Here is a 3,690-nt window from a genome sequence, read left to right on the forward strand (position 1 = left end):
GGGTCAGGGTGCCGGCCTTCTCCAGCATCGACCCCGACACGTCGACGACACTAAGGACCTGCTGACGCCGCGAGATCCGCTGCATGTCCCGCACGATCTGCACGAAGCCCGGCTGCTCGATGGTGACGGGGGCGCTGGGCAAGGTGACCGGGATGCCGTCGACCAGTGGAGCAGACAAGGTCGCGTCGGGGCCGCGGTAGCCGGCCTTGGCGAAGACCTCCTGCGCCGCCGGCGTCACCAAAGCGGCTTCGAGAGCCTGCGCCGTCTTGGTGTTGGCGCCCTTTTCGAAGGCCTTCTCGACCGGGATCTGGCTGCGGACGATCTCGAAGAAGGCGTCGCTGATCGAGTCGGTGCCGCCGGGCAGGTTGGCGAACTGCTGCCATACGGCCGCGAAGGCCAGGGCAGTCGGCGTCGACTCGCGCACGTCGGCGGCGCTCAAGGGAAGAGTCGCCAGGCCGTCGATCCACGCGTGGGGGCCGGTGGTCTTGGCGCTGGCCAGCGGCTTGGGAACGGCGAGCACCACCGGCGTGGTCGCGAAGGACGCGCCGGGGTGGTCTGCGGCATCTCGCCATTGGTCTTGCGGCGGCCGTTGTAGAGGTCCTCCCAGGCCGAGGCGTCGTCGATCCAGAGCTGCTGGGTGACCTGGCCGTTCGAAGCATCGTCGACGAAGTCGCCCGATCGGATGGGGGCGAGCGTGACCTCAGCGCACAGCTTCGCCGCGTCCAACACCGTCCGCCCCCATTTTTGACTCGTCCCGGGCGCGCGACGTGCTCGCTCGGAAGCGGCAGTTCGCACGCAGAACATCGCCGAGAAACTGTCCGCCGGTAACCTCGACGGGCGTGACCGAGTAGCTTTCCGGGCACCGCGGGAGCGTGGCGCCAGGGCTCCCCGGGTAGGAATCGAACCTACGTCGCTAATCCTGATTCAAAGTCAGGCGGGCCCTGCCAGCAGACCAACCGGGGATCACGCACCCCGAATGGGTGCGCGTCAAGGGTAGTCGAGCGGGCACAATGGTTTGGTGAGCGCATCCGGCGGCCGGCCCCGACGGGGCGAGCGTTCGCGGATGACGGGCACTCAGCGGCGCGAGCAATTGATCGAAGTCGGCCGGCATACCTTCGCGGAGCGGGGCTTCGAGGGCACCAGCGTCGAGGAGATCGCCGCGACCGCCAAGGTCTCGAAACCCGTTGTCTACGAACACTTCGGCGGCAAAGAGGGCCTGTATGCCGTGGTCGTCGACCGCGAGATCGCCGACCTGACCGCGCGCATCACCGACACCTTGACGGCCCCCGCGAGCCCGCGCGTGCTGATCGAGCAAGCGGCGATGGCGCTGCTGACCTATATCGAGGACGAGCCCGATGGCTTCCGGATCCTGGTGCGGGATTCGCCGCCGGGACAGCAGACCGGCTCCTTCGCCAGCTTGATGAGCGATGTGGCCAGTCAGGTCGAGCACATCATGGTGGCGCAGTTCAAGCACCGGAAGCTGGACCCCAAGGCCGCCCCGATGTATGCCCAGATGCTCGTGGGCATGGTGGCGCTGACCGGCCAGTGGTGGATGGACTCGAACCGCAAGTTCGGGCGCAGCGATGTCGCCGCCCACCTGGTGAATCTGGCCTGGAACGGGCTGGCTGGGCTCGAGCAGTCACCCGTCCTGCGCGGACCCGAGCAGCCCTCTTCGGCGTGAGGCACGGCGACCGCAGATTCTCTGAAGCATCGCCGTTGTGACCTCCACGACCATGCCTCGTCAACAACGGACTCTTTGGCCCCTCGCCCGTGGAAGTCGGTTAGCGTCGATGGCAATCGGCGACCGCGTACGCGAGCGCGTCCGATGTCGACAAGGCGCAGCCTCGCCCCTCTTGGCGAGCATCACTAGGTCAGGCGAAGCGCTGGCATACCGAAAAGATGCGCCGGAAGGGCAGGATCACGCCCGCGGAAGTGCGGGGATAGGCCTGGCGCAACTCGGCGGCATACGCATCGACGAAGGCGGCGCGCTCGGCCGCGTCGGTGAGTAGGTCGATAACCGGGCGTAGGCCGGTGCTGCGCACCCATTCCAGTACCGGATCGCTCTGCTCCCCCGCCGGGTCGAGCAGGTGCAGGTAGGTCGTCTCCCAGGCGTCGACGACGCAGCTGGCGCGGGTCAGCAGTTGCAGATAGGTCGCCGGTTCGGCCGATCCGCCGCGCTCGAGTGCGGCGAGCAACTCACCGGCCCGCGGCTGGCGGGCGGCGACCTCGCGCATCAGCCGGTGGCTGGGTGCCGAGAAGTTGCCCGGCACCTGCAGGGCCAGCCAGCCGCCCGGTGCGAGCGCGTCGACCCAGGTGGGGAGGAGTTTGAGGTGGTTGGGAATCCACTGGAGCACCGCATTGGTGACGATCACATCCGGTCGTGCGCCGAGTTCGTCGATATCCCAGACCGCCAGATCGGCGCGGATCCACTCGACCCGCCCGTCCGGGTCCAGGGCATGCGCCGCGTCGAGCATCTGCTGGGACGAGTCGACGCCGACGACCCGCGCGTCCGGCCACCGCTGCGCGAGCGCGAGCGTGAGCGGGCCATTGCCGCACCCGAGGTCGACGACCAGATGCGGCGCCTCGGCGCGGACCCGTGCGGTCAACTCGTAGAAGGGACGCGAGCGCTCGTCAGCAAACTTGGCGTATTGGTTCGGATCCCAGCGCGTCGACATCGCGTCCCATCCCTTCAGCGGCCGATTATCTCGACGTCAAGATACTTGGTGCCTAGAGTATGCCTGTGAACCCGCCCGATGACGTCGATCTGATCGTCGCGGCGTGGCAACGCGAACGGCCCGATCTCGACGTCGCACCGCTGCAGGTGCTCTCGCGCGTGAGCCGGCTGGCCAAGCGGCTGGACCTGGCCCGAGCGGGGGCCTTCGCCGGGCTCGGGCTGGAGATATGGGAGTTCGACGTGCTCGCCGCCTTGCGCCGAACGGGTGCGCCCTACCGGCTCTCTCCCGGCGCCCTGGTCGAGGCCACCTTGGTGACCAGCGGGACGATGACCAACCGGGTCGACCGGCTGCTCGCCCGCGAGCTGGTCACGCGACAACCGTCGCCGACCGACCGGCGCGGTGTTCTCGTCGAGTTGACGCCCGCCGGGGTGCGGGCGGTCGACGGGGCCATGGAAGCGCTCCTCACTCGCGAACGCGCGGTGCTGGCGGGGCTGAGCGAGGCGGACCGGCGCGCGCTCGCCGGCTTCCTGCGCGAGCTGCAGGCGGGCCTGGACGCCCCCGAGTAGCTGCTGCGCACCAGCAAGACTGTGCGCTACAGCAAGACCCAGCGCAGCGACATCACGTTCGCGACCGACAACCGCCTCGTCGCGCACCTCGGAGGCGATCCGCACCCCCAGAGACCCCGCGCGGCACGGTCGAGGCGCTGGCTCACTCGGCGAGTTCGGCCTGGGCCAGCCAGTCCTCTTCGAGCGCCTCGCGCTCGGTGTCGACGGCGCGCAGGTCGGCGGAGAGGCGCACCATCGCCGCGTGATCGCTGGCCTGAGCCGCCATGTCCGTATGAATGCGCCCCGCCTTCTCGGTGAGCCGTTGCAGTTGACGTTCGATGCGGGCGAGATTCTTGCGGGCCTCGCGCTGCTGGGCCGGATTCGCGGCCGGCGGGCTCACGCCGCGGCCGCCCGGCTCGGACGCGGTCGAGGAACCAGTCGCCCCTGCGGCTGCGGGGCCAGGGGCCGAC

At 69.2% G+C, this 3,690-nt stretch carries 4 protein-coding genes, 1 tRNA gene and 1 pseudogene; 2 read left to right on the forward strand and 4 right to left on the reverse strand.

The genetic code is table 11. From position 1 onward, the window contains the following. Positions 1-520 (reverse strand): hypothetical protein (locus PKH97_RS14940; RefSeq protein WP_324388372.1); only part of this gene is annotated, 520 nt, incomplete at its 3' end. 364 nt (positions 521-884) lie between these two features. Next, positions 885-963, reverse strand: a tRNA-Gln gene (locus PKH97_RS14945). A 100-nt stretch (positions 964-1,063) separates the two neighbouring features. On the opposite strand from PKH97_RS14945, the gene PKH97_RS14950 reads away from it, so the two are divergent. Next, positions 1,064-1,681, forward strand: a complete 618-nt coding sequence (locus tag PKH97_RS14950; RefSeq protein WP_324388377.1) for a TetR/AcrR family transcriptional regulator — start codon at positions 1,064-1,066, stop codon at positions 1,679-1,681. 190 nt (positions 1,682-1,871) lie between these two features. Here PKH97_RS14950 and PKH97_RS14955 read toward each other — a convergent pair whose 3' ends face one another. Next, on the reverse strand, positions 1,872-2,675 hold the full coding sequence (locus tag PKH97_RS14955) for a methyltransferase domain-containing protein (RefSeq protein WP_324388373.1): 804 nt from the start codon (positions 2,673-2,675) through the stop codon (positions 1,872-1,874). A 59-nt stretch (positions 2,676-2,734) separates the two neighbouring features. On the opposite strand from PKH97_RS14955, the gene PKH97_RS14960 reads away from it, so the two are divergent. Next, complete coding sequence (locus tag PKH97_RS14960; RefSeq protein ID WP_324388374.1) at positions 2,735-3,241, forward strand: MarR family transcriptional regulator; 507 nt, start codon at positions 2,735-2,737, stop codon at positions 3,239-3,241. Between the two features lie 142 nt (positions 3,242-3,383). Here PKH97_RS14960 and PKH97_RS14965 read toward each other — a convergent pair. Continuing rightward, positions 3,384-3,690, reverse strand: a pseudogene (locus tag PKH97_RS14965) (ABC transporter C-terminal domain-containing protein); the annotation flags it as partial.

Source organism: Nostocoides sp. (assembly GCF_035343835.1).
Lineage (GTDB): Bacteria > Actinomycetota > Actinomycetes > Actinomycetales > Dermatophilaceae > Nostocoides_A > Nostocoides_A vanveenii.

Excerpts from the sequence above, each read along its gene's own strand:
- PKH97_RS14950 (WP_324388377.1), top strand. The coding sequence starts at position 1,064 with ATGACGGGCACTCAGCGGCGCGAGCAATTGATCGAAGTCGGCCGGCAT.
- PKH97_RS14955 (WP_324388373.1), bottom strand. The coding sequence starts at position 2,675 with ATGTCGACGCGCTGGGATCCGAACCAATACGCCAAGTTTGCTGACGAG.
- PKH97_RS14960 (WP_324388374.1), top strand. The coding sequence starts at position 2,735 with ATGCCTGTGAACCCGCCCGATGACGTCGATCTGATCGTCGCGGCGTGG.